At 39.9% G+C, this 24,755-nt stretch carries 21 protein-coding genes; 3 read left to right on the top strand and 18 right to left on the bottom strand.

The window, feature by feature from the left end:
- The first annotated feature begins 163 nt into the window (after window positions 1-163).
- The gene (locus tag R2R35_RS18240; protein ID WP_317731263.1) at window positions 164-364 is read left to right on the top strand and encodes a helix-turn-helix transcriptional regulator; all 201 of its coding nucleotides are present in this window, start codon (window positions 164-166) and stop codon (window positions 362-364) included.
- Window positions 361-921, top strand: a complete 561-nt coding sequence (locus R2R35_RS18235; RefSeq protein ID WP_317731262.1) for a hypothetical protein — start codon at window positions 361-363, stop codon at window positions 919-921. Before R2R35_RS18240 ends, R2R35_RS18235 begins: the two co-directional genes overlap by 4 nt.
- 180 nt (window positions 922-1,101) lie before the next feature.
- Here R2R35_RS18235 and R2R35_RS18230 read toward each other — a convergent pair whose 3' ends face one another.
- The 17 genes from R2R35_RS18230 to R2R35_RS18155 form a co-directional block, all read right to left on the bottom strand.
- The gene (locus R2R35_RS18230) at window positions 1,102-3,591 is read right to left on the bottom strand and encodes a homocysteine S-methyltransferase family protein (protein WP_317731261.1); all 2,490 of its coding nucleotides are present in this window, start codon (window positions 3,589-3,591) and stop codon (window positions 1,102-1,104) included.
- Window positions 3,592-3,726: 135 nt separating this feature from the next.
- Window positions 3,727-4,083 carry a hypothetical protein gene (locus tag R2R35_RS18225; RefSeq protein ID WP_317731260.1) on the bottom strand — a complete coding sequence of 119 codons (357 nt, stop codon included), beginning with the start codon at window positions 4,081-4,083 and terminating at the stop codon, window positions 3,727-3,729.
- A 173-nt stretch (window positions 4,084-4,256) separates the two neighbouring features.
- Window positions 4,257-4,418 carry a hypothetical protein gene (locus R2R35_RS18220; RefSeq protein WP_317731259.1) on the bottom strand — a complete coding sequence of 54 codons (162 nt, stop codon included), beginning with the start codon at window positions 4,416-4,418 and terminating at the stop codon, window positions 4,257-4,259.
- A gap of 55 nt (window positions 4,419-4,473) precedes the next feature.
- The gene (locus R2R35_RS18215) at window positions 4,474-6,276 is read right to left on the bottom strand and encodes a bifunctional homocysteine S-methyltransferase/methylenetetrahydrofolate reductase (RefSeq protein ID WP_317731258.1); all 1,803 of its coding nucleotides are present in this window, start codon (window positions 6,274-6,276) and stop codon (window positions 4,474-4,476) included.
- A gap of 710 nt (window positions 6,277-6,986) precedes the next feature.
- Window positions 6,987-7,400, bottom strand: a complete 414-nt coding sequence (locus tag R2R35_RS18210; RefSeq protein ID WP_317731257.1) for a DUF2500 domain-containing protein — start codon at window positions 7,398-7,400, stop codon at window positions 6,987-6,989.
- 441 nt (window positions 7,401-7,841) lie between these two features.
- The gene (locus R2R35_RS18205; RefSeq protein WP_317731256.1) at window positions 7,842-8,234 is read right to left on the bottom strand and encodes a hypothetical protein; all 393 of its coding nucleotides are present in this window, start codon (window positions 8,232-8,234) and stop codon (window positions 7,842-7,844) included.
- Between the two features lie 19 nt (window positions 8,235-8,253).
- Entirely contained in the window at window positions 8,254-9,471 is a 1,218-nt protein-coding gene (locus tag R2R35_RS18200; RefSeq protein ID WP_317731255.1) for a hypothetical protein, read from the bottom strand.
- Window positions 9,472-9,865: 394 nt separating this feature from the next.
- Window positions 9,866-10,294, bottom strand: coding sequence for a hypothetical protein (locus tag R2R35_RS18195; protein ID WP_317731254.1), 429 nt, complete (start codon window positions 10,292-10,294; stop codon window positions 9,866-9,868).
- Window positions 10,295-10,372: 78 nt separating this feature from the next.
- Window positions 10,373-11,071, bottom strand: coding sequence for a response regulator transcription factor (locus R2R35_RS18190; RefSeq protein ID WP_317734815.1), 699 nt, complete (start codon window positions 11,069-11,071; stop codon window positions 10,373-10,375).
- 199 nt (window positions 11,072-11,270) lie between these two features.
- Window positions 11,271-13,961 carry a sensor histidine kinase KdpD gene (locus tag R2R35_RS18185; protein ID WP_317731253.1) on the bottom strand — a complete coding sequence of 897 codons (2,691 nt, stop codon included), beginning with the start codon at window positions 13,959-13,961 and terminating at the stop codon, window positions 11,271-11,273.
- A 67-nt stretch (window positions 13,962-14,028) separates the two neighbouring features.
- Entirely contained in the window at window positions 14,029-14,589 is a 561-nt protein-coding gene (gene kdpC / locus R2R35_RS18180; protein ID WP_317731252.1) for a K(+)-transporting ATPase subunit C, read from the bottom strand.
- Between the two features lie 126 nt (window positions 14,590-14,715).
- A complete protein-coding gene (gene kdpB, locus R2R35_RS18175; protein ID WP_317734814.1) occupies window positions 14,716-16,773 on the bottom strand; it encodes a potassium-transporting ATPase subunit KdpB in 2,058 nt (685 codons plus the stop codon).
- A gap of 82 nt (window positions 16,774-16,855) precedes the next feature.
- Window positions 16,856-18,544, bottom strand: a complete 1,689-nt coding sequence (gene kdpA, locus R2R35_RS18170) for a potassium-transporting ATPase subunit KdpA (protein ID WP_317731251.1) — start codon at window positions 18,542-18,544, stop codon at window positions 16,856-16,858.
- Complete coding sequence (locus R2R35_RS24755) at window positions 18,541-18,630, bottom strand: potassium-transporting ATPase subunit F (RefSeq protein ID WP_442872253.1); 90 nt, start codon at window positions 18,628-18,630, stop codon at window positions 18,541-18,543. Before R2R35_RS24755 ends, kdpA begins: the two co-directional genes overlap by 4 nt.
- Before the next feature lie 406 nt (window positions 18,631-19,036).
- Complete coding sequence (locus R2R35_RS18165; RefSeq protein WP_317731250.1) at window positions 19,037-19,180, bottom strand: hypothetical protein; 144 nt, start codon at window positions 19,178-19,180, stop codon at window positions 19,037-19,039.
- Between the two features lie 484 nt (window positions 19,181-19,664).
- Window positions 19,665-20,876, bottom strand: a complete 1,212-nt coding sequence (locus R2R35_RS18160) for a GNAT family N-acetyltransferase (RefSeq protein ID WP_317731249.1) — start codon at window positions 20,874-20,876, stop codon at window positions 19,665-19,667.
- Between the two features lie 408 nt (window positions 20,877-21,284).
- Window positions 21,285-22,106, bottom strand: a complete 822-nt coding sequence (locus R2R35_RS18155) for a MerR family transcriptional regulator (RefSeq protein WP_317731248.1) — start codon at window positions 22,104-22,106, stop codon at window positions 21,285-21,287.
- Between the two features lie 177 nt (window positions 22,107-22,283).
- Between R2R35_RS18155 and R2R35_RS18150 the strand changes: the two genes are divergently transcribed.
- Window positions 22,284-22,982, top strand: a complete 699-nt coding sequence (locus R2R35_RS18150; RefSeq protein WP_317731247.1) for a YitT family protein — start codon at window positions 22,284-22,286, stop codon at window positions 22,980-22,982.
- A 374-nt stretch (window positions 22,983-23,356) separates the two neighbouring features.
- Here R2R35_RS18150 and R2R35_RS18145 read toward each other — a convergent pair whose 3' ends face one another.
- Window positions 23,357-24,727: a GDSL-type esterase/lipase family protein gene (locus tag R2R35_RS18145; protein WP_317731246.1), complete on the bottom strand. Its 1,371-nt coding sequence runs from the start codon at window positions 24,725-24,727 to the stop codon at window positions 23,357-23,359.
- Window positions 24,728-24,755: the final 28 nt, after the last annotated feature.

Raw genomic sequence — 24,755 nt, 5'->3', positions numbered from 1 at the left:
TTTATGCGTAATTCATATGATTCATATGAATTATACCTCCTATCCATACCTGTCATACCTGCCATTACCTCCATGTCTGTCATACCTCAATTTTTAAAATAAAAATGCAATATATATTTGACATTTTGCAATTTATACTATATACTCTGTTTCAGGTGATAAAATGAAAAATATAAAAATGAAATTAGCGCGTATTGAAAAGGATATGTCTCAGGAAGACCTGGCTGCAGCTATAGGCGTTACCAGGCAGACCATAGGATTAATCGAAAGCGGAAAATATAATCCCACTTTGAACCTATGTATTGCAATTTGCCGCGCAACAGATAAAACTTTGAATGATCTTTTTTGGGAGGATGAAGAATGAAGTTATTAAATTCCAAGGAACTTGCTGCAAAGCTAGCTGCTGATTTGCACCAAGATGAGAGAATTACGAGAAACACTCAGCAAGCCAGTATGTGGGCAGTACTGGCAGCCTACACCTATTTGATATTTGAAATAATTTATAAAGTGATTACCACGAAAAGTGTGGATGACTGCGGATGGGCAGTCGGTCTGATTTTAATAATCAGTGTTGTTCTTCTTATAGCTGAAAAGAGTCATATAGAGGCAATGCTTCCCCGGAGTTTGAACAGAAAACTTCTGCCTGTGAATATTTCCGGAAGAAAAAAAAGAAGACTTCATTATGTCTTGAATTCTCTCTGGCTGTCTGCAGGTATTGTTATTGTATCAACTGTCTTGCATTATGGTTTTGGGGTACAGGATGCACAGTTTGAAGGAGTTTCTGCCCTCAAGGGTGCTGTTCAGATGTTTATTCCTTTTTTTGTATTCAGTCTTCTCTTTCAGTGGATAACGGGAGAACTTGCAGTTAAAAAATATAATAAACAATGTGATGAACTGGAGGAAGATTCTGATAATCGTTAACGTGATTTATAACTATCAGTTATACCATCAGCGGTTCAAATAACTTGTATTTTACAACTTGCTGTTTAAGGATATCGCTAAGGATAACTTCAGTAAAAACCACCATAAGTCTGATTGAAAAACTTATGGTGGTTTTTTAGGTATATGAAAGCCCTTGCCTGCGCTTTTGCTAACTTACCCTTACAACTTCAATAACCTTTTTACAACTGTTACAGTTTCTCCGGCATCTGCTGCAAAACCGTCTGCACCTATCTCATCCGCATAACTTTGTGTAATTACCGCACCTCCAATAATAACCTTTGCTTTTAGTCCTGCTTCATTTTTCAGAGCTATAACCCGTTTCATTTCAAGCATGGTGGTGGTCATCAGGGCGGATAATGCAATAATATCCGCTTCCTGCTCTCTGGCTGTTTCTATGATTTTTTCCGAGGGTACATCCTTGCCAAGATCAATGACGTGAAAACCATAGTTCTTAAGCATCAATACCACCAGATTCTTACCGATATCATGTACATCTCCAGAAACCGTTGCTATAACAACCGTTGCCAGCTTCTTCTCCTCCTGCCCGTCTTTTAACAGCGGCTCCAGATAATCAATTGCTATTTTCATGGCTTCCGCCGACGCAATCAACTGGGGAAGAAAATAAATCTGCTTGTCAAAGAGCCTGCCCACTTCATTAATCCCCGGTATCAGCAGCTCATCCAAAATGAAAGAAGGTTTAAGTTCTTCTTTCAGAGCCTCCTTGACACGTGCTGCAATCTCTCTTTTATTACCCTTTATCACCGCATCATAGATATCCTGATAGATTTTATTCCCCTCAAAAATTGCCGGGCTTCCTGCTCTGCCTTCCTGGTTCCCGGAAGAATCTGCTCCCGACTTCTTAAGAGTTTCTTCCTTTCTGGTTACAACAGAAGATGGCCTTTCCGTTACTCTTTTAATATACCTGATATCTGACTCTTCTTTGGCTGCCAGAAGATCTGCTGCAAAGGCTGTGTTCATCAACAGTTCCTGAGAAGGATTTGCTATTGCCATGGTCAGTCCTTCCCTGATTGCAAGTGCCAGAAAAGTACTGTTTACGTACTGCCTCTCAGGGAGTCCAAAAGATATATTGGACAACCCCACTACCGTAGCCAGTCCAAGCTCTTCCTTGCAGTACCTGATGGTCTCAAGGGTCTGCAGTGCTGCGTCACGATTGGCTCCTACGGTATTTACAAGCCCGTCTACGATTATATCGTCTTTCTCGAGACCATTTCTTTCTGCTGCTTCTACAATTGTACGGATAATCTCTTTCTTCTCCTCCAGATCCTTCGGTAAACCTTTATCAGATAGAGGAAGCAGTATAAACATAGCTCCGTATTTACGGGCAAGGGGGATTAGTTTTTCAAATTTCTCCTTTTCCAGCGATATGGAGTTAATAAGAGCACGTCCCGGATAGATCCTCAGAGCGGCTTCCATTACGCTGATATGGCTTGTATCAATGCTTAGGGGCAGTCCCGAAAAGCCTGTTATCTCATAGATTGCTTCAAGCATGGCTTCTTTCTCATCAATACCGTTCATCCCCATATTAACATCCAGAATATCCGCACCGTCTTCTTCCTGCTGCCTTGCAAAATCCGTAACCATCTGATAATTACCCTGTCTTAATTCTTCCTGAAGGGCTTTCTTACCGGTCGGGTTGATTCGTTCACCGATTACAAGGAATTTCCCATTATCCTTAATCTTAAGAGCTTTACGTTCCGTTGTGAGAATCCTTACTTTTTCCGGAGTAGGTTCCGGTATCGGAAGTTCGCTGACGGAAGCCTTTAGCATAGCTAAATGCTCTGGTGTGGTTCCGCAGCAACCACCGATAATCCCTGCTCCTGCCTCCACAAGTCCTCTGGTTTCTTCCGCAAATTCTTTTCCCGCCATAGAAAAGACCGTTTCATCCTTTACAAGCTTTGGCAAACCTGCATTGGGTTTTGCAATGATGGGTACAGAAGAATACTTTTTCATTTCACTTACGATTTCCTTCATGCCTTCCGGACCGGTGGAACAGTTGACACCTACGGCATCCGCTCCCATTTTCTGAAGCACAGTAATTGCCGTTACCGGGTCCGTACCATAAAGGGTTCTGTTATTCTCGTTAAAGGTAAGGGTTATCATAACAGGTAACTCACAGGTTTCTTTTACTGCCAGGAGGGCGGCTCTGCATTCCTGCAGGCTCATCATTGTCTCGATGACAAATAGATCAACTCCAGCTAATAACAAATAAGCAATCTGCTCCTTGTATATCTCTACCAATTCTTCAAAACGAAGTGTTCCCACTGGGTATAGCTGCTGCCCGGTCATGGTAAGATCTCCGGCGATATAGACTTTTCTGTCAGCAGCCGCTTCTGTTACTGCCTGTTTAGACAGCTTCACAAGTTCTTCATTAATCTCTGCAATACTGTCTGCAAGGCCGTATTCGGTAAGCTTTATTCGGTTACCGGTAAAAGTAGGTGCATAAAGAATATCCGTTCCGGCTTCGATATAGGCTTTTTGCAGATTAATCAGAACATCCGGGTTCTTTCGTATCCATTCCTCCGGACATACGCCGGTAGGCATTCCCGCTTTTTGCATATTACTTCCAGTTGCTCCGTCTAAGAGTACAATTTTCTGCTTTGTCAGCTCTCTGAATTCTTTTCTTGTCATGGTAACCTCTTTCCTGAATCTATCGCTGCGTTTTCGTTTACTCCTGTTCCTGTACCAGTATAAAAAGCTTGCTTATATGGTCTTTTATGCTTGGACAGGTAAAGACTAATTAATTCAACTTGTACATTTCTGCTGTTATATCTTTCCGACCAGCCAGGTCTTTGCCTTTTCATAATCATCTATAAAGGAACAAACAAAGGTAGTTTTATCCCTCTGTTCTTTCAACCTGACCTTTAAAAAATGTTTTATCTTCTTATCGGTTCCTACAAAAACTACCTTGCGCAATTTGTTCAATTCTATCAGCCGATCAAGTATATCCTTTGCCATGTCTTCCTCTATAACCGTCTGGTTTATGTTAACAGCTACCAGACCGGTAGAAGAAGGTCGCTTAAGTATTTCCATATCCTTATGAAACTTCTCCATCACCAGCTCCTTATGCCCATAAAGAGCATCCAGCTGCTCAAACCAGATCTCTCCTCCTTTATATGCCATGGCAAAGGACTCCCTTACGATCGGCTTATCCTCAACATCCCTCATAGTTACACCTTAGACCTTTTCATTTATTTATCGTTTATTTTATCGTTTTATTTTTATTTAGTATCTTTTTATTAGTTTTCATTTTATTTCGTTTTCTTTTAATCTAGTTTTTTTATCTTGTTTTTCTCTTATCTGGTTTTCTTTTTATCCAGATTCTTTTTATCCAGATTCTTTTTATCCAGATTCTTTTTATCCAGATTCTTTTTATCCAGATTCTTTTTATCCAGATTCTTTTTATCCAGTTTCTTTTTATCCAGTTTTCTATACTGTACCCATAACCTTGGACACATTATTTTTTGGAAATCATTCTATAGACATCTTCTTTTATCTATCGTTTTCATAACTCTATACTATCTTAATTTTTTCCATCAGGCTTACCCTGTTAAAGGGAAGCATAAAGTAATAACCATCTGCAAAAGGACTTATATCCCTTATAATTTCACTTGCAATATCTGCTGCTACCCATTCTGCTTCTTCTTTCTCCATATCCGGACGATATCTTTCCACTACCCAGTCTGGTACATTGATACCAGATATCTCATTCTTGATAAAATTTGCATTGGTGTAGCTTACAAGAGGCATGATTCCGCATAAGATCCTGGTATTTACCCTCTTCTTGATTTCTTCCAGACGCCGCATGTCTTCCTCTGAATATACAGGCTGTGTAAGAAAATATCCGGCACCGGCTTCAATCTTCTTCTCCATCCTTTCAACCACCTTCTCAATGGGACCTCGTCCATAATTCAAGGCACCACCATAATAGAGAAGTTCCTCGGGAAAATGTTCTCTGTTCATTTCCTTTACATAATTCATGAGCTGAATGGAGTTGTAGTCGAATACACCGGTAGTAGATTGTCTGTGTTCACTGGGAATAGGATCTCCGGTTACAATCAATATATTGCGTATTCCTCCTAAGTACGCTCCCAGCAAGGTGGAACGCATGGAAATCATATTCTTATCCCGGCAGCATACATGGGGCATAACAGGTAAACCTGTTTCATTATGCAGCTTTAGAGCCATCAGAATGGAATCCACTCTGCTTCTTCCCATTGGAGAATCCGCAATGGTTATGATATCTGTCCCTGTTTCTTTCAATTTAAGGGCACAGGCTATAACCTTTTCATCCTTTGCATCAAAAGGGGGGTCCAGCTCCACTGCAACTACTTTCTTGTTTGTCTTAAAGAGCTCATAGAAATCATTGGTTCGGACTTCAACTTTGCTTTCCTTTAATTCTGCCAGGTCTTTTCTGACTCCCCTGTAGTCCTCTCTTAACAGAAGCCGCTCTGACATATTCTGAATATAATCCGGCGTTGTACCGCAGCAGCCTCCGATAATATCAACACCCAGATCACATATCCTTTGAAGATTCTCCCTAAAATATCCTTCATTATCCATAAAGACCAGGCGGTTCTTAAACTGTTCCGGATAACCGGCATTGGGCATTGCAGCTATGAATTTCTTCTCCGGGAAAGGCAGACGTTTCAGAATCTGATTCATGTGTCCTGAACCAATACCACAGTTGAAGCCTCCCGCCTCGATCTCCTCCATTTTTTCAATGGTCTCGAGTATGGTTCTGGCACTGATTCCCTTGGTGGTAAAACCATTCTTATTAAGACAGAAATTCGTAATGATAAAAGCCTCTGGTTTTTTCTTTTTGATATATGCGGTGACATTTTTTAAGTAATAGAAATCCGAAAAAGTCTCAAAAAGAAATACTTCTCCGCCCGCTTCCAGAAAGGCATCACACATCTCCAGATATTCTGCCAGTATATCCTCTTCCGTTCTGGTACCATTTTCAGGTATAGGCCCTATATCACAGGCGATATAAATATCTTGTGCGTTTGTGAATCCTTCTGCTTTCGCTTCTTTTACAGCCCTTTGCGCCAGCCCGTAGGCATTCTTAATCAATTCTTTCTGTTCTTCTCCAAACTTTGAAAGGGTTTGCTTATTGGCAGCAAAGGTATTTGTTCTGATTAACACTGCACCGGCTTTGATATATGCTTTATGAATGTCAACGATTATATCTTCTTTCTTAATATTACCGTATTCGGATACAGCATTATCATTGTTTAGCAGCCTGGAATAATAGGTTCCCATGGCTCCATCTGTTATCAATTTGTGTTCTTTTAGGTAGTCCCTTAACTCCATAGTTTAATCCTCTCTGTTTGAAGTAGAATACTAATGGTATATTTATTCAGATTTCTTTCCGTTTTATTTCATTTCTTATGTGCAATTTCATCTCGTCTGTATACTTTTCATTTCTTCCGTGCACTTGCATTTCTTCTGTGTACTTTTCATTTCTTCCGTGTACTTTTCATTTCTTCCGTATACTTTTCATTTCTTCCGTATACTTTTCATTTCTTCCGTATACTTTTCATTTCATCTTGTGTCTCATATCTTCTATCTGACTTTATTCCCTTTATGTAATTTCATTTCTTATATCATAATCAGAAATGAATGACTTGTCTACAAGAATTATTTTTCGGATAATAAAAAAGAAAGGATACTGCTTGAAGCTGCAATAAACCTTTCCATCCCTAAGACTTTTTGTTCTATTGAAAGAATATTCGTATTTTTATTCATTACTCCGGAATCTTTGAAACCTCATTAAAACCTTCTTAACTCTCAATTTGACATATTTTCAATTTGACATATTTCAATTTGATTTTTTTAATTTGACATACACTACGTTATATTCCCCTGTACTTCAATGCATATCAGCGGTATTTCAACACTGCTACTTCCTAAAGCAATGTATTACAGATGTTGCAAATTGCCTCCGGCAAAGAGTACGAATACTGCAAGCAGATAACAATCATGCCTGCCGTCAAACTTAGGCTTATCAGCGGCTTATATACCTATAAGGCTGTATTCCTGGTAAATTCTAAATATCTGGTTCCCTGAAATTTTAATTTGCCGTAATCTCCTTCTGCCAACATTCCATATTCTCTGCCACTGACTGAGAACTCCATCCGGTCACCGCTCTCTACTTCGAATGTAGCATAATACCAGGTACTTGAACTGGAAGAAGCGAAGCCGTCCACTGTGTTATTTGTACTATGAGAAACACTGGTTCGTTTGGCAACTACTTTTGCTTCTACTGTAAGAACAGGTGAATTACTATTTTTGATACCCTGTCTGATTGCGGTTATTACCCCAAATAAAATAAATCCAAATATCAACAGAAAAATAATTGTAAAAATCCTCGGAAAAGCATTTCCTATGAAACCATTTCCAAAACCATCGCTAAACCCAGTATTAAACCCATCCATCAAAATCCTCTTTTCCACCAAACGATAGCTAGAATTTCGTTTGGTTACAGCACGATATCTTTCATCCGTTACATGTATTCTTCGCTTTGATTATAACAAAACCGAAATCCAACTGTCAAATAATTCTATCAGTTCTCTGATGTATCTTTTTTCAATATAGATTCTATAAGTGCATTGCTACATAAGATGAATTTATACTGTAATATATGTATTATTTTCTAGTCTGCTTCATATTGTAATTTCGCGCTTTTTATGTAATTTAATAATTCCCAAATATATTAATGCTATAAAGGATTCGCTCAAATTTCAAAGCAGTTATAAAGGTTCTTATATACATTTCTTTCAATACTCATTTAAACATGTCAAAATAATATAAATTAGCTACTTGACAGAGTTAGATGAAAATAAAAACCGAGCATACAAGTATACCCGGTTTTCAGCCTATTGAATAATTTCAATATAAGGTGCATTTATAGAGTATTCATTATCATCCTTTTGATACTCTGTATAAGTCACTGAAATTTTGTCTCCAACATTTAATTTATCTATTTCCTCAGTTTTCTTAGTATCCTTTGCGTCATCTGCAACTTCATTTAACTCTTGATAGATCTTATTAAAATAAATTAATACATTAGTATCTTTACTAAAATTGGTATCCTCATTCGTTACTTTCGCTCTGCAATACCCATCAAACACTTCTATAACTTCAGCAATTATCCCAAAAGCAGTTGCTGTAGTATTGCTTTCATCATTCTTTTTGTTTTCTTTTGAACACCCATTAAATATAGTTGTAATCAGTATAATAATCGTTCCAATACTAATAATTTTCTTCATTCTAAGTCCTCATATTTAATCATTTAATAACATATTTTACACCATACGTATCAACAAAATCAATGCTAGTATAATTCATATACTTCGGAGCATCATCATACCAGCCATCAGCAACAATCAAGTAATTCGATGTAGTTCCAGATTTTTTGGCAGTGCAGTACCCTACAACATTTACAGTATGCCCTGATTCCTCTCCACTGGTTTCTAGTATACGATATGATAAAGTTGTTGAATAATTACTTGCTATAGATCCGGTAAAAAACGAAAAACTTGGATTGCTACTGGATGTCGTTGTTGTATTAGTTTTACCTCTATCTTCACAATATGATTTCATACCAGATCCTAATTTTGAATCCTTTGTACTACCGAGAGTTATTGTATAACCATAAAAATTACCTGTAGATTCTTCACTAGTTGAGGTGGACGTCCATAACGCATTAAATGTATCTGTTATGCTTGAATTTTTTAATATGCCCTCCTGTCTTGCTACCTCTGTTAATGCTACCACAGCACAAGCATATTTATATGTACTTGTCATTATGGTTTTTTGAGAAATTAATGATTTACTAGATGAATATTTTGAAGTATATGTTGGACCAGTCACTAAAGTTGAGCCTGATTCATAGGAACTGCTAAATAAATCACTATGCGAATTATATTTTGTTGCTGATGTAGATTGATTATTTACTTTAAATGTGCTTTTAGATTTATTTTGAAAATCTCTAAATTTATATGATGGCATTTTCTCTCTGTTATTATAATAAAAATCCTGGTTACTTTTATCTTTCACTTCTATAGTGAAGTCCAAAGGAGCTGTATTATAAAGCTTTTCTCCAATTGTAATTTCATTTCCAACATTATTTACTGCACTATCAGCCAGATTATCATATAAACTTGGTGAGTTCTCATTGATTACAAATTCTGTTACAGGATCATCATATGAAAAATCAAGATTAATATATCCATACGGTGTTTCGCCTATGTAGTAGGAAATTGAATACCCTACCAGTACATTATTATTATTGTAGATTGGTATCATATCACGAGTTTCAAGATTAAGTGAACCATTAAAATCTTTTGCAAAATTCAAAGCATAATTTGTAAGCTCTTCAGTAGTTATTTCTGTAAGAAATTTGTCTTTTGTCTCATAGACATCAGCCATGGCTACTCCATCTAACCATGTTACCAAAAGCATCAGAGTCAATACTAATATTAAATAGATCTTTCCCTTTTTCATACTTAAACTCTCCTTTTTGATTAAATTTGATAATATGAGTGATTTGTTAATAAATATTAAATCACTGAATTCACATTTATTGCACCTCCCCTATAAATAGTTATTTTACTATTTTTAACATTTTATGTCAATAATATATTGTCTTTCTTCTTGTTTTATTGTTAATTTGTGTCATAACTGATTGAGTTATAGTAAGCTTTAATTTCCTTTACATTGTCACTATTAAGATGAATAACTTTTATCACTCAGGACCGTGGACTTTTATCTATCTATTTTTTATGACAATGTGCAGACATTCTAATTTGTGATTACCTTTAAACGGAGTGATTTAATACACAAAAAGAGTACCATGCTTTTTCAAGAAGCAGGGTACCCTGTCTAAGCTAAAACAGTACTAGATATATCTCTTACACTCATTGATATTATTTTCTTCCAAGGTTAACAACCTCTGTCCCAGTTCCTTTATTTCGCTGTCTGCACCGTTATATTTACGGTTATTTTTTATGATATCAATTACTCCCATGGTACTACCCTGCATAAGCATCCCTGCAATATGGGAGGCTGATTTATCCGTTAAGGTCTTAACATTTATCATCACATCTGCTGAGACCTTCTGAAACAAAGAAATATCTTTCTCTTCTTTGTTTCTTTGCTTTAAATACTCTTCTGCTTTTTTCTCGATGGACTCATATTCTCTGAACTGAGAGTTTAATGTACTGGTAAACTCCTTATCTTCTGCAATATTGATCAATTGTCCCAAAGTATCTGTACCCATTTTAGCATTTTGGTAGATATAATTTAAATATTCTTCATTGGCATCCATTGTATTACCTCCTTGGAGATAATATTCACAGAATGCATTTCTTTTATTCGGTTTGACAACCTCATAAAGGATATTACTTTATCTGTCAGCCATACGGTAGCCAACTCCCATTTCCGTAAGGATATACTGAGGCTCACCGGGATTTTTTTCAATTTTTCTTCGAATATTAGCCATATTTACACGAAGGGTACGGCTTTCATTGGCATAGGGTCCCCAAATTTCCTTGATAATATAATCATGGGTTAATACTTTGCCCGGATGTCTGGCTAAAAGTGCAAGTATTTTATATTCTATAGGCGTCAGATGAATATTTTGCTTTTCCAGAGAAACACTTCTTTTCTCATAATCGATTTCCAGTTCTGCAATCTTAACACGTCCCGCTTCTTTGCTCATTTCATCATGGCTTCTAACTCCATGGCGCAAAGCCGTTCTGATACGCGCCAGCAACTCAGGGGTTCCAAAAGGTTTTACGATGTAATCATCTGCTTCCAGATCAAGCGCCTCCACCTTCTCTCTTTCATGTCCTCTTGCGGATACTACCACTACAGGTACTTTAGACCAGGTTCTTATATTTTTCAGTACTTCCAGGCCATCCATGTCCGGCAACCCCAGATCCAGGAGAATGAGATCCGGAATATAGGAAGCATTCATCTGGATTGCTTCTCTTCCTCCTGTACTTCGTATGACCTTATAGCCATTTGCTGTAAGTACAGCAGATATGAAATTTCCAATGGTCGCATCATCTTCCACTATCTGTATTAAAGGCTCCATTTCCATCACTTTTTCATCTCCATATTCTTTTCATAATGCAAACAGGTTTGCGGTTTATTTCGTCCCACTGCAAAAGAACATATTAGTCACAAAAACAACTATACTATAACAAAAGTAATACCGCTACACATACACCAGTATTGCTGCGGGAATGGCCTTGAGCATTCTTGTAGTTATGGCAGTCAGGAGCATGTTTAAGAAATGCTCAGGATATATTCTCCTCCAGTGGCAGCAAGAACCGGAAAGCTGCCCCGCCGCCAGAGCGGTTCTCCGCCTCCATTCTTCCCTGATGTGCTTTTATAATAGACCGGCAGATTGACAGCCCGATTCCCAGTCCTCTAGCGGAATCGGATGCCTTACCGCCAAGAGCTGTATATCCCTCAAACAGAGAAGGCAGATCTTCTTCTGTGATACCCTCTCCATTGTCAAGCACCTCAAATATTGCCCATTGTTCTTTCTTTCTTAAGGAAACTTCGATAAGAGCTTCCTCCCTGGAATGCTTAATGGCATTTTCAAGAAGATTAATCAACACCTGGGCAATGAGGGTTCCATCCATAGGCACTTCTAAGAATTCCTCCGGTACCTTGACCTGAATGTTCCTCTCACCATACCTTTTGCGTATACGGCTTACTGCTTCTGCTATGATTTCTTCTCCTGCCTCCAGTGTCTTTGTAACATTCATAGTTCCTTCATTGATTCTGGTTACGGACAAAAGATTCTCCACCATCCTGATAAGCCACTGGGAATCTTCTTTGATATTCACTATAAGCTGTCTGCTGGTATCTGCATTGATAGAACCTTCATTTTCCAGAATTGCCGAGCTTGCACCAAGTATTCCGGTAAGTGGAGTTCTTAAGTCATGAGAAATAGCCCGCAGCAAATTGCTCCGCATCTTCTCTTTTTCTGTCTCCACTAATATATTCCTTTGTTCATCACTCAACCTCTGCCTTTCAAAAGCCATAGCCACCAGCGGTGTAATCATCCGTAAGAACAGACGATTGTTATGATCCATGTTTCCATTCTTACAGGATAACCCGATAACTGCCAGAACATTTCCCTGGAATAATACCGGCTCATAGAAGGCTCCGGCCCCCATCAGGGTATCTGTACCGGCCCCGGCCTTTTTCCCGTTTACAAATACCCAATGAGCTACTGCCTTCTCATCTTCTGCCAGCATAAAGGAATCCTTCTCCTCCGGAAACGGCGAATAGCTCCCTTTCATTTCACCATTTTCATCCTGGATATATAGAATGGCCGACCTTTCAAAAAGCTTCACACTGTAATCCAATACCAATGCGATAATATTTTCGGTACCTCTTGTTACAAGGAGCTTTTTATTTATCTCATATAATACCTCAATACGGTGTTCTCTTTCTGCAGCAAATCTGGCCTGCCGCTTAATCCGAACGGTAAGTGCACTGGTGATAAGTGAGATAAACAGCATTATTACAAAAGTAAGGGGATAGCCGTTTTCAATGGCATTAAAAGTAAAATAAGGCTGGGTAAAGAAGAAATTGAATATCAGTACACTTAATAAGGAGGCAAAGACACCATAAAAATATCCTTCTGTTATTCTCGATATAATCAAAACGGACAGTATAAAAATCATAACATCATTTTGATCACCAAACTCCCAGAACTGAAGTCCTTCACATAGTAACAGGGCAGCAAGGAGTATCCCAAAGGTCTTAAGCCAATCCCTGCCCTTCAAATTAAGTCGAAGGTCCCGAAATCTCTGTGTTTTCTGAGGGTGGAAGCTCCTGACACCGGTATTATCCGGTATAATGTGTACCTCAATGGCCGGTAACAGCGCTATCAGCCGATCCTCAAAGTCCATTTCAAAGAGACTCCTAATCGTCTTTTTATTCCGGCTTTTCCCTACAACAATATTTGTTATCCCAGCCAATCTGGCATATTCTGCAATGGTTTCTGCTATATCATGCCCCATAAGGGTGTTTACTTCTGCCCCCAGCTTCTCTGCCAGCTCCATATTATTACGAACTGTCTGTTTCTGCTCTGCAGAAAGATTATCCTCATCTTCTACATAAATAGCAATCCAGTGCGCGTGAAAAGCTTCTGCGGCTCTGGCAGTCCAACGGATACATTTTGCCGACGAGGGTGAACCGCTGATACAGACCAGGAATTTGGTATTCGCCATTTTCTCCTGCATAATACGTTCACTTTGATTCTCGTTACTGATACGGTCAGTTGCCTTTCGCAAAGCTATTTCTCTTAATATTCTCAGATTCTCAACTGCAAAGAAATTACTCATGGCAGTTCTGGCTCTTTCCTTGTGATAGACCTTTCCTTCCTTAAGACGCTGCAATAACTCCTCCGGCTCTATATCGATAACCTTGACCATATCCGCCTGATCAAAGATATAATCCGGAACTGTTTCTCTAACTGTAACTTTCGTTACATCTTCAACCACATTGTTAAGGCTCTCCAGATGCTGGACATTTACTGTTGTAAATACATCAATTCCGGCATGAAGGAGCTCTTCTACATCCTGATAACGCTTCCGGTTTCTGGAGCCTTCCCCATTGGTATGCGCAAGCTCATCAACAAGAATCAGCTTAGGTTTTCTCCTTAAGGCTTCATCCAGATCGAATTCCTTCAGTTCCATATTCTTGTAGCTTATGCTTTTTGGAGGCAATACAGGTAATTCCTCCAAAAATTTAAGGGTCTCAGGTCTGTCATGTGGTTCCACATAACCCACCAGTACATCACTGCCCCACCTGTAATGTTCCAGTGCTTCATCAAGCATAGCGTAAGTTTTCCCTACACCAGCTGCATATCCAAAGAATATTTTAAGTTTTCCGCCTTCTTTTTCATCCTTCACCTGAAGTTTTATTAAAATTGCCTCCGGGTCAGGACGATTATCTGTAACATCCATGGCTTTCTCACTTTCACACATTTAACTAATTATATCACAGTTTTTACCTCTGCAAATTTGCTTATCCCTATAGCAATCCATCCAGTGCCAGATTGACCTTTAATACATTGACCACCGCTTCTCCGAATATACCCAGAAAGGGCTTATCTGTATATTTATCAATTATTTCCTGCACCTCTTCCTCCCCCATACCACGCTCTTTTGCTATCCGGCTTACCTGATACCTGGCTGCCGCAACAGAGATGTTTGGATCAACTCCACTTGCAGAAGCCGTTACCAGATCAGCTGGAAGCTCCAATTGATTCGCCGGATCAATACTGTGCCACCACTCAATTCTTTCCTGTACCAGTTCCTTTTGTTCATTACTGGCAGGTGATAGGTTACTGGTGCCCGCAGGACGTCCGATAAGATACTTTGTTTCGGTAAATTCCTGTGCTATCAGCGCCGAACCGTATTCTTTGGTGCTTCCATCTGCTAAGGTTACTGTTATTATACTACCTTCCGCCTTTACCGGAAAGAAGATTCCTGCTATTCCTGTTACTGCTGCGGTATAAAATACACCGCAGAGAAGAGTCATCATTAGTAAACTTACTGCAACAGGTCTTATTATTTTCTTTATACTATTCATATTAATAATCCTTCCTTTTTCCACAACCAATCCTTGTTCCATGCAAAATACTGTATATATAAATTTGTCTCACCAGTTTTTTCTGTACCAGGGTGCTCTGACTATTTCTTCGTTATATTACCCGCACTATACGACTCCGAAAGCTGAAAGCAGCATATCGATTACCTTTATTGCAATGAAAGGGGCTATTATCCCACCGAGTCCATAGAATAGCAAGTTTCTCTGCAATAGCTTAACCGCAGGCAGTTCTCTGTATTTTACCCCTTTTAATGCCAGAGGTATAAGCGCTATGATAATTAAAGCATTATAGATGATTGCGGATAATATGGCACTTACGGTACTGGTCAGCCCCATAAAATTAAGCACGGAAAGCTCCGGATAAATTGAGAAGAATAGCACCGGTATTATTGCAAAATATTTGGCCACATCATTGGCTACAGAAAAGGTTGTCAGTGAACCTCTGGTCATCAGCAGCTGTTTTCCAATTCGCACAATGTCAATAAGCTTGGTAGGATTGGAGTCCAAATCCACCATGTTTCCAGCTTCCTTGGCAGCCTGGGTTCCAGAATTCATGGCTACCGCTACATCTGCCTGCGCAAGGGCTGGCGCATCATTGGTTCCGTCTCCTGTCATGGCTACCAGATGTCCTTTGGTCTGGTAATCACGGATGAGGCTTAATTTGGCTTCCGGTGTTGCTTCTGCCAGAAAATCATCCACTCCCGCTTCTGCTGCTATAGCTGCTGCGGTCATCGGATTATCTCCGGTTATCATTATTGTCTTGATGCCCATCCTGCGCAAATCCTCAAACCGCTCTTTCACACCATTCTTAACAATATCCTTTAAATAAATTACCCCCAGTACCTTCTCATTTTTAGCCACTACCAGCGGAGTTCCACCGGCTTTCGCCACTTCTTTTACAAGACGGTCACACTCCTCTGTGTATTCACCGCCTTTTTCAGTAACATAGGATTTCACTGCTTCTGCTGCACCTTTACGGATTTCATTTCCCTGAAAATCAATACCGCTCATACGGGTTTTAGCCGTAAATTCAATAAAAGACGCCTGAAGCTTTTGCAATTCCCTTCCTCTGATACCGAATTTTTCTTTTGCAAGAATAACAATACTTCTGCCTTCTGCTGTCTCATCGGCAATAGAAGATAGCTGCGCTGCATCTGCAAGCTCTTCTTCACTCACTCCCTGTAAAGGAAGAAATTCGCTGGCCTGACGATTACCAAGGGTAATTGTTCCGGTCTTGTCAAGGAGCAGTACATCCACATCTCCAGCGGCTTCAATGGCTCTTCCGCTCATAGCCAGTACATTCGCCTGATTCAGACGGCTCATACCGGCTATACCGATGGAGGATAGCAGCGCTCCTATGGTAGTAGGCGCCAGACACACCAGCAAGGCAATTATATTTGTTATGGAAATGGGGGCTCCGCTGTCTGCTAGCATACTGGAGAATCTGGTAAAGGGAAGCAGCATAGCCGTTACAACCAAAAAGATAATGGTTAAGGCCACCAGGAGTATCTGCAGAGCAATTTCATTGGGAGTCTTCTTTCTTGCTGCACCTTCCACCATTGCTATCATCTTATCCAGAAAACTCTCTCCCGCTTCTGCTGTAATTCGAATGATGAGCCAGTCAGAAACAAGGGTGGTACCGCCGGTAACGGCACTTCTGTCACCACCGGATTCACGGATTACCGGCGCAGATTCACCTGTAATGGCACTCTCGTCCACGGAAGCTGCACCGTCTAAGACATCGCCGTCCATTGGAATCTGCTCTCCGGCCTCCACAAAAACAATATCACCTTTTTTCAGGCTGCTTGATATAACCTCTGTATAATTCTTCACATCGGAGGGCGAAATTAATTTTCTTGCTTTTACATCCTTTCTTGCACTTTTTAGGGACTCTGCCTGTGCCCGGCCTCTCCCTTCCGCAATTGCTTCCGCAAAGTTAGCAAAGAGGCAGGTAAACCATAAAATCATTGCTATTGCAAAGGTATACCCACTGCTTTCATCCTTTATCCCAGCAAAGGATAACAGGAATAGAAATGATGTAAATATAGCACCGACATATACCACGAACATAACAGGATTCCGTAACTGCGCTGCCGGATTCAATTTCATAAATGACTGCAATATTGCATCTGATAAAATACTTTTGTCAAAACTCTTTTCTTTCATAATCATGACCATGCCTTTCTCATTGTCTGCGAAGGTAACACCTAAGGGTGTTATGACTATCACGTTCCCTCGATTATAGCCTTTATGAACGAGTGGTGAAAAAGTCCGCGATCGGACCCAGGGCGAGAGCCGGCAGGAAGCTAAGGGCTGTTACGATTAAAATAACTCCAATTAATAACCCCCCAAACATGCCGTTGTTCGTCGGCAGGGTACCTTCACTTGCTGCAACCGTCCTTTTTCCGGCCATATTCCCGCCAAGATAGATTACTGCTATTAAAGGTATAAATCTTCCAAGAAGCATAATTACACCTCCGGTCAGGTTCGTAAAGGGAGTATTTGCCGTAAATCCTCCGAAGGCACTGCCGTTATTATTCCCCATTGAGGAAAAAGCGTAAAGTATTTCTGAAAATCCATGTGCCCCGGAATTGGTTAGCCAGCTCACTGCTCCCGGCATTAACACCGCTGCGCCCGTGCCCAGAAGGGATACTAAAGGTGGAATCAGTATCAGCAGACACACCATCTTCATATCAAAAGGTTCAACCTTTTTCCCCAGATATTCCGGGGTACGTCCTACCATAAGTCCCGCTATGAATACTGCCAGCAGCACATAAGCAAGTATTCCGTACAAGCCGCTTCCCACACCACCAAATACGATTTCGCCCAGCTGCATGAGAAACAATGGCATCAGACCTCCAAGAGGCGTAAGGCTGTCATGCATCGCATTTACAGAGCCATTGGAGGCAGCGGTAGTAGCCGTTGCCCACAACGAGGACATCCCCACATCGTGAACGGCTTCTTTTCCTTCCATATTTCCACTTGCCGTAACACCTGCATAAGCAGGTCCCGTATATTCTTCACTTACCGTTGTAATAAGCAGAGCCGCTGTAAACAATACAGCCATAACCATATAGATTACCCTTCCCTGCTTTCTGTCCTTAACGCCTTTTCCAAAGCTTACACAAAGGGCCGCGGGAATCAATAAAATAGATAACAGCTGCAACAGATTGGAAAAGGCTGTTGGATTCTCAAAAGGATAAGCAGAGTTCATCCCAAAGAAACCACCGCCATTGGTTCCAAGCTGCTTAATGGCAATCTGACTGGCTGCCGGCCCCAAAGGCAGTACCTGAGCTGTACCCTCCTGAAGAGTTGTAACTTCTTTATAGGAGGAAAAACTCTGCACCACTCCCTGGGATACTAAAAGGATAGCCAGCAGAAAGGAAAGGGGAAGCAATACATACAGTACAGCTCTGGTCATATCTGCCCAGAAATTACCGATGGTTTTCATCTCCTTACGGACAAAACCTCTGATCAGGGAAAATAATACTGCAATCCCCACAGCTGCTGACAGGAAATTCTGTACTGTCAGTCCCAGAAACTGTGACAGGTAGGAAAGAGCTGCTTCACCGGAATAAGCCTGCCAATTTGTATTGGTTACAAAACTTGCAGCGGTGTTAAACGCCAGGTCAGGGCTCATTCCTTTCATTCCTTCCGGGTTAAAGGGCAGATACCCCTGTAATAATAAGAGCAAGAACAGCAAAGCAAAACCTGCCAGGCTGAACATAAGTACTGAAAGAGCGTATTTCCCCCCGCTCATTTCCTCATTCCCTTTTATCCCCATAAGCCGATAGAAGCCCTTCTCTACCGGTTCCATAAACCTGGTCAGAAAGACCTTTTCCCCGTTCATTACCTTATTGATATATAACCCCAGCGGTATTGACAGCAGTATTAATATCATCAAAAATCCTACCTGTTGTATTAGTATCGTTGTCATAATTTTTCACCTCGAAATAAGACATAAAACAGGTATCCCAGTAGGCAAAGTCCTGCTGTTCCTGTAAGGATTATTACACTTCCCATTGTTTCCACTCCTATCTTTGCTATTTTCATTACGAATGTTCTGGTATTCATGTTTTGTATTACTGATGTTTTGGTGTCACCGTAAATAGATAATAACAAATTTCTGGTTAAGGGGGTGTTCAGATAAGCAGCAAACGTGTTAAGAAGATATAAAGAAATGAAATAGTATGTAATTTTACATGTATAAGAGAGGCTGATGATGCCAAAGGATGCCAAACAGTAAGAAGCCTCTTAGCTTCCCCGTAATGCACTGACTGAAGGAACATCTGCCAATTCGGGATGCATAAGCGAACAATTTTGTACGATTACAGCAAACGAAGTTTACAATATGTCGATCAGCCGGTGTGTGGAGGAAAGCCAAGAGGCTTCTAACCGCAACATTATTTCAAATAACAGCTCCTTTAACTCATCTTTTCTGATTCTGAGGACCGATACCCTCTCTTACCACATTATGAGTCTGATTCTGGTTTTCCGGTTTTTCTTTCTGCGTTGACGTATTAAATTTTTCTTTTTCCTTGCGCTGCTGCTGTTTTTCAGAAGCCTTTTCCATGTATTCCCCATTTCTGCGCCATTAATCTTTGAGAAGCGCTGATAAGAATTGCTGAGTTTAAATGAGTTTGTCCACCAAAACCAATCTTATCTCCACCGAAAAATGATAGAATAATAAAATTGCTTTTCAGTTAGTATCTGCAGCCAAGAATAATTTATGTATACAGAAATGTAAGGTAAGTAATTATCGCATCAGGTTCATAAATCAGCTATCTTATTATGAAAAAAGGGAGTCATCTTTTCGTTGTTTTAAAGGTTACGAAGTTTATTTAAATAAAAATATTCACAATCTTTTCAATAACCATTCATATTAAGTACATTTATGAACAGTATACTACCTATATAGCAATAAACAAGGTTCCCCACCTTGCTGACATAATCTTTTTTTCATATGAGGCCAGACGGTTATACCGGCTGGCCTTCCTCCTTTTATATCTGCAGTTGCAGTCTTTTCCTTCGCAAATAATTTTAAAATAAGATATTATTTAAAAATAATCAGAGAAATAAGGTGTCTGCTGTTCAATGGCATCCTCCAACATATCCACAGTGTCAGGGCTACAGCTTAAACGTCCGATTTTATTCAGATAATCCGGGCGTTTATATCCAAGAAGCATGGTTGTCATTGTCTGTATATCTATCTTATCACTGCTTTTTTGGGAGGTTCTAAGAATCTCCCCTTTTCCTTCAGCCGAAATATGCAATATAAAGGTTCCCTGGTTCCAGGAAAGAAGCGGATCATCCAGGGTAAAGGTCCATTTCCTGTCAGCAGTATCTGCTTTAAAAGGATAAAGAGCTATGAACATCTCAATATCTACGATTCGTGCCATAAAATAAGGTGAAATGGTCTCCTTGATATCTGCATCCTCCAATAGAAATGCCAGTGGTTCATCGGTATGGATATTCCCCGTAACCTTTGAAATCATGGAAAAATGAGCACTGATAAAATTCCAGAGCCCGCTTCTGGCTTCTTCATGGACAAATATCATATCCTTTATATGAAAGATTTCATCTGCTATCCAATAGAGCACATAACCGTCCGGCTCACCATCCTCATTGTAATAGATAGCTGCCATTAAATCGTCTGTATCCCAGAGCCAATACTCATTCCAGGCAAGATCTCCCCGAAGCATCGCACCATGGGTCTGAAGTGCAAAACGCTCATAAGCTTCTCTGACCTGCTCACTTTCAGCAGGAACTCTCTCAATCTCACCGGATACCCTTTTATTTTTTGGCAGCTGATAATCATTTATCTCAAAGGTAATCTTATCTGATATGATTTCCCAACCCTTCCTTCTATAATAAGGAATGGAATAGGGATATAGATAAGAAATAGACTGCTTACGGTTTCGCATATTCTCAAGGGCCTGGCATAATAGCTTATGCATGAGTCCCTGACCGGAATATTCCGGATAGGTGCCCACTCCAGTAAGACCACCCATATCGTAGGTCTTATGAAAGATTCTGACCTGAAAAGGATAGACTGCCACCTGTGATATTAATTTATCATCATCAAACCATCCCAGTACGTCCGCCTGCTCAAGGATGGGAGATTTGGCTCTTATCATCTCTTTCTCTTCCCAGCCGATCTGATGGAGTTCTCTGTCAGTAACCTGAAAGACATATCGAAGAAGCTGATTATATTGTTCCAGGTGCTCTAAGCCCACTTTTCTCATTTTTAGCTGTTTTCTTCTACTCATAATCTCCTCTTATCTCGCTTAACAGCGACAAGCAATAACCCATTCTATGTTTTATTCGTTTCGTTTTCCCTAAAGGTGTGTCTGAAGGTATATAGTACCCGTCTTACTTCCAATCTGTATGATAGTATTGCACCGGACGGTGAAGTTTCAATGCACAGCTTAAATTCCCCCTGCTACCACTTCCTGCTTGAAGCCAATAAAGGAAAGGTTCAGCCTGGTTTATGATGTATTCCGTCATTCAATATGCAGATTTCGTCAGATTGATATACTATGTTTCACATTGATAAACAGTTTCGTCACATCGATAAACAGTTTCGTCACATCAATAAACAGCTTCCTCAAATTGATAAACAATTTCGTCACATCGATAAACAGTTTCCTCACATCGATAAACAGTTTCGTCACATCTTAGTAATGATAAATTGGATCGAATATTTGTACCTGAATTTCTGTGAGAAATTCCTCTTCCTTCATGGTTTCCCGATTATCTACTACATATATCTCAAAGGGGTCACCGGATATGGTAAATCCCTGCGCCTTACTATAGTCTAACATCTTACTAATGCGTTCCGTACTTTGCCGGTAGTCTCCCCTGTAACAGCAGGACAGATATCTGCCCTCGGGAAGCATAAAATCATATGCCTCCTCTGTATGCTCCAGAATAAAGAAAATGCTGCGGTATACATTTACGAGACCTCTTTCCAGATCCTCAAGTGACATTACTGCACCAATGGACTGATTTCCAAAATCTCTTATTTTATTTTCATGCTTTCTATGAAGCTTCTTTACAGCAAAATCCATTTCTTCATCTCTGGTGATATACTCATTCAGTCTTACACAGGGGCGGGGCGGCAGCTCCTTTACCACATATTCGCCTGCTGTAATTCTGGCTGCAGATTTCAGAGCCTCAATTCGGTCTTTCATTATCTGCTTTCTTTCCCTGAGTTTCTTTAGCTGCTCTTTGATGTACTCCTGTTCTTCATAGAGTAAAGCTATGGTATTATCTATACTTTGATGATCAAGATATTCCTTGATCTGTTTCATGGAGAAATCCAACTGACGAAGATCCGATATGATATTTAACTTGTAGATATCCTTCAGGCTATAAAGACGATATCCGTTGATATCTCTTTTTGGCTTTAAGATTCCGATTCTTTCATAATATCTTAGAGAATCCACTCCGATTCCATAAAGTTTGGAGATTTCGTTTATTTTATAATAATCTTTCACGGTTCCCCCCATTCTGGCACTGATTTTTAAGCCGCTTTATCAGTAAAATAAAGCACTTGACATTAGTATTATACCAGAGTTTAAAATGGAATGGTAGGGATTAATTCAACTTATGGATAAAAACCCCAAAAAAACACCTGAACCAAAATTCCAGGTAAATTTGAAAGGTTGACTGTTATGTTAGGAAAAAGATTAATTACGAAATTTATAGATAATAATAAAGGACTATTGACCTTAAAAGGCTTTGGAGCCATATTGCTGGGTACTGCGATGGGTTCCTTCGGTGTCTATAATATACACCAGCAGGCAAATATTACAGAGGGCGGAGTAATCGGACTGATTCTGTTATTAAATAACCAGCTTGGTCTCTCTCCGTCACTGCTGACCCCTATACTTGACATCCTTTGCTATGCACTTGCCTTTCGTTATCTTGGCAAGAACTTTATCAAGGTATCCTTTCTCTCAACCTTAAGCCTTGCCGGTTTCTTCAGGCTGTGGGAACAGTTCCCGCCAGTTCTTCCCAATCTGTCTCCTTACCCCCTGGTTGCTGCCATAGCAGGCGGTATCTTTGTGGGAACAGGTGTCGGCTTGATTATAAGGCAGGGGGGTTCCAGCGGAGGCGATGATGCCCTGGCACTCATTATTTCAAAATTTACCCGATGCAGATTATCAAGAGCATACCTGGCTACTGATATTGTAGTATTAAGCTTATCCCTGCTTTATATTCCGCTGCAACGGATTGTATACTCCCTTGTAACGGTAGTTATCTCATCTTTTCTTATTGAGTTCGTGCAGAATGTCGGTCGTAAAAAAGAGAAATCAAAAGAAGTTTATTCTTGTGAAGAAATTCCTCTGCCAGATTCCCTTGAGCCTTAATTTGCTTGTTCTTGGCTTCCCTCGAGCCTTGATTATGCTTAATCATGTCTTCCCTCGAGCCTCTTGACTTGCTTGTTCTTGGCTTCCATTGAACCTTGACTTGCTTGTTCTTGGCCTCCATTGAACCTTGACTTGCTTGTTCTTGGCTTCCATTGAACCTTGACTTGCTTGTTCTTGGGCCTCCATTGAACCTTGACTTATCTTTCTTCCTCCCATTCCTCTTTGATTTGTAATAATATGATATGTATTATTCTAAAAAGACTGTTACGGCTCTTAACTGTAAGATAAGCTATACTTCAGACTATCTTATTACAGTTAACCAGCTGCAACAGCCTTAATTTGATAAAAAGGGAACGATCCTTTATTTATCTAAATTATTTAACGACACCATGGTTTAGTAGAAATTCCGTCCATATCTTATAATAGGCTGCTTTCAGATGAATACTGTCAAAGGTATATTTTTCAGGTATACCACCAGTCTTATCTGTTATTGCTTCGTTCACATCAATGTAGAAAGTGGACTTATTATCAGCCAGGGTTGCAATTCCATTGTTTCTGTCCTTGATGTTCTTATTGTTAAAGATCGGATCGGTGTCTGATTTTTTCTTGGTCACATTCATGATACCTTCAATATAGATTATAGCATCGGGTTGAAGCTTCTGAATTTCATCAAGCACCTTTTTATATTCTGCAACAAAGGTTTTGGTGGTTCCTGTTCCTAATTCATTGATTCCAAGCATAATATAGATCTTACCATATTTCTGTTTTGCCAAAGCTTTGTCAACTGTAAGCTTCTTTCCATTCACTTCGGCAACTTCCTTTTTAAAGATATCGTAAATCGTAAGACCTACGTCAGCAAAATAAGTCGGTTCTGTCCAGCCGGAATATTCTGAGAGTCCTACTGTTCTGGAATCACCGATGAAAAGTGCATCCTTGAAGTAACTTTTTTCTACGGTCTCATACTTAAAGTCTGCTTTTGTACCAGAATTTGAATTGTTGTCTTTGCCGGCACTGCCGTCTTTATCTGTATTCTTACCAGCATCATTCTTTTTATCCGTATCGCTGCCTTTTACCGGTTTGTCACCTTTGCCGGTACTTTCGCTGTTCTTGCCTGGGTTGTTGTTGTTTTTATCCGTAGTACTATTGTTCTCCGGAATACTACCTTTTTCCGTGTTACTGCCTTTTTCCGTGTTACTGCCTTTTTCCGTACTGTCTTTTCCGGTATTTTCATTTCCGGAACCGTCCTTAACAGTACTGCCATCTTTTCCGTTAGTCTGATTATCTTTATCAATACCCGTATTGATATTTTTCCCGGTGTCTTTATCTGAATCCATGGGTTCATTTGATCCCTTATTTCCTTCTCCAGATTCATTTGATCCTTTATTTCCTTCTCCGGGTTTCTTTACGGTTCCAGGCCTGTCAGCCTTGCTATTATCTGCTGGATTGCCTGAAGCCTCTGCATTTCCTATAGGATTCTCTGTTTCGTTACCTGTTTTTTCGGAATCAGCGGTCAGCTGCCCATCACCCTTTAAATCTTCTTGTTTATCCCCTGGGATATTCCATGGATATTTTCCATCTTTTAATCCTTCAAATACAACCGCAAGCTGTGGAACCTTTACTATATCAACAGCGTAATCAGCATAAACGCTGTTCTTGCCGGCATATCCAAGGATACTCAGAAGCAGTGTACTGGCTGCTACCGCAAACAGGAAGTGATATCTTTTTAAATTCCTAAAATGTTTCATAATTCACTCACAATCTTCCGCCTGTGGC

It is taken from the genome of Anaerocolumna sp. AGMB13020, from assembly GCF_033100115.1.
Taxonomy (GTDB): domain Bacteria; phylum Bacillota; class Clostridia; order Lachnospirales; family Lachnospiraceae; genus Anaerocolumna.
The sequence above is the reverse complement of the archived record's forward strand: the minus strand, read 5'-3'. Positions and strand labels throughout refer to the sequence as shown.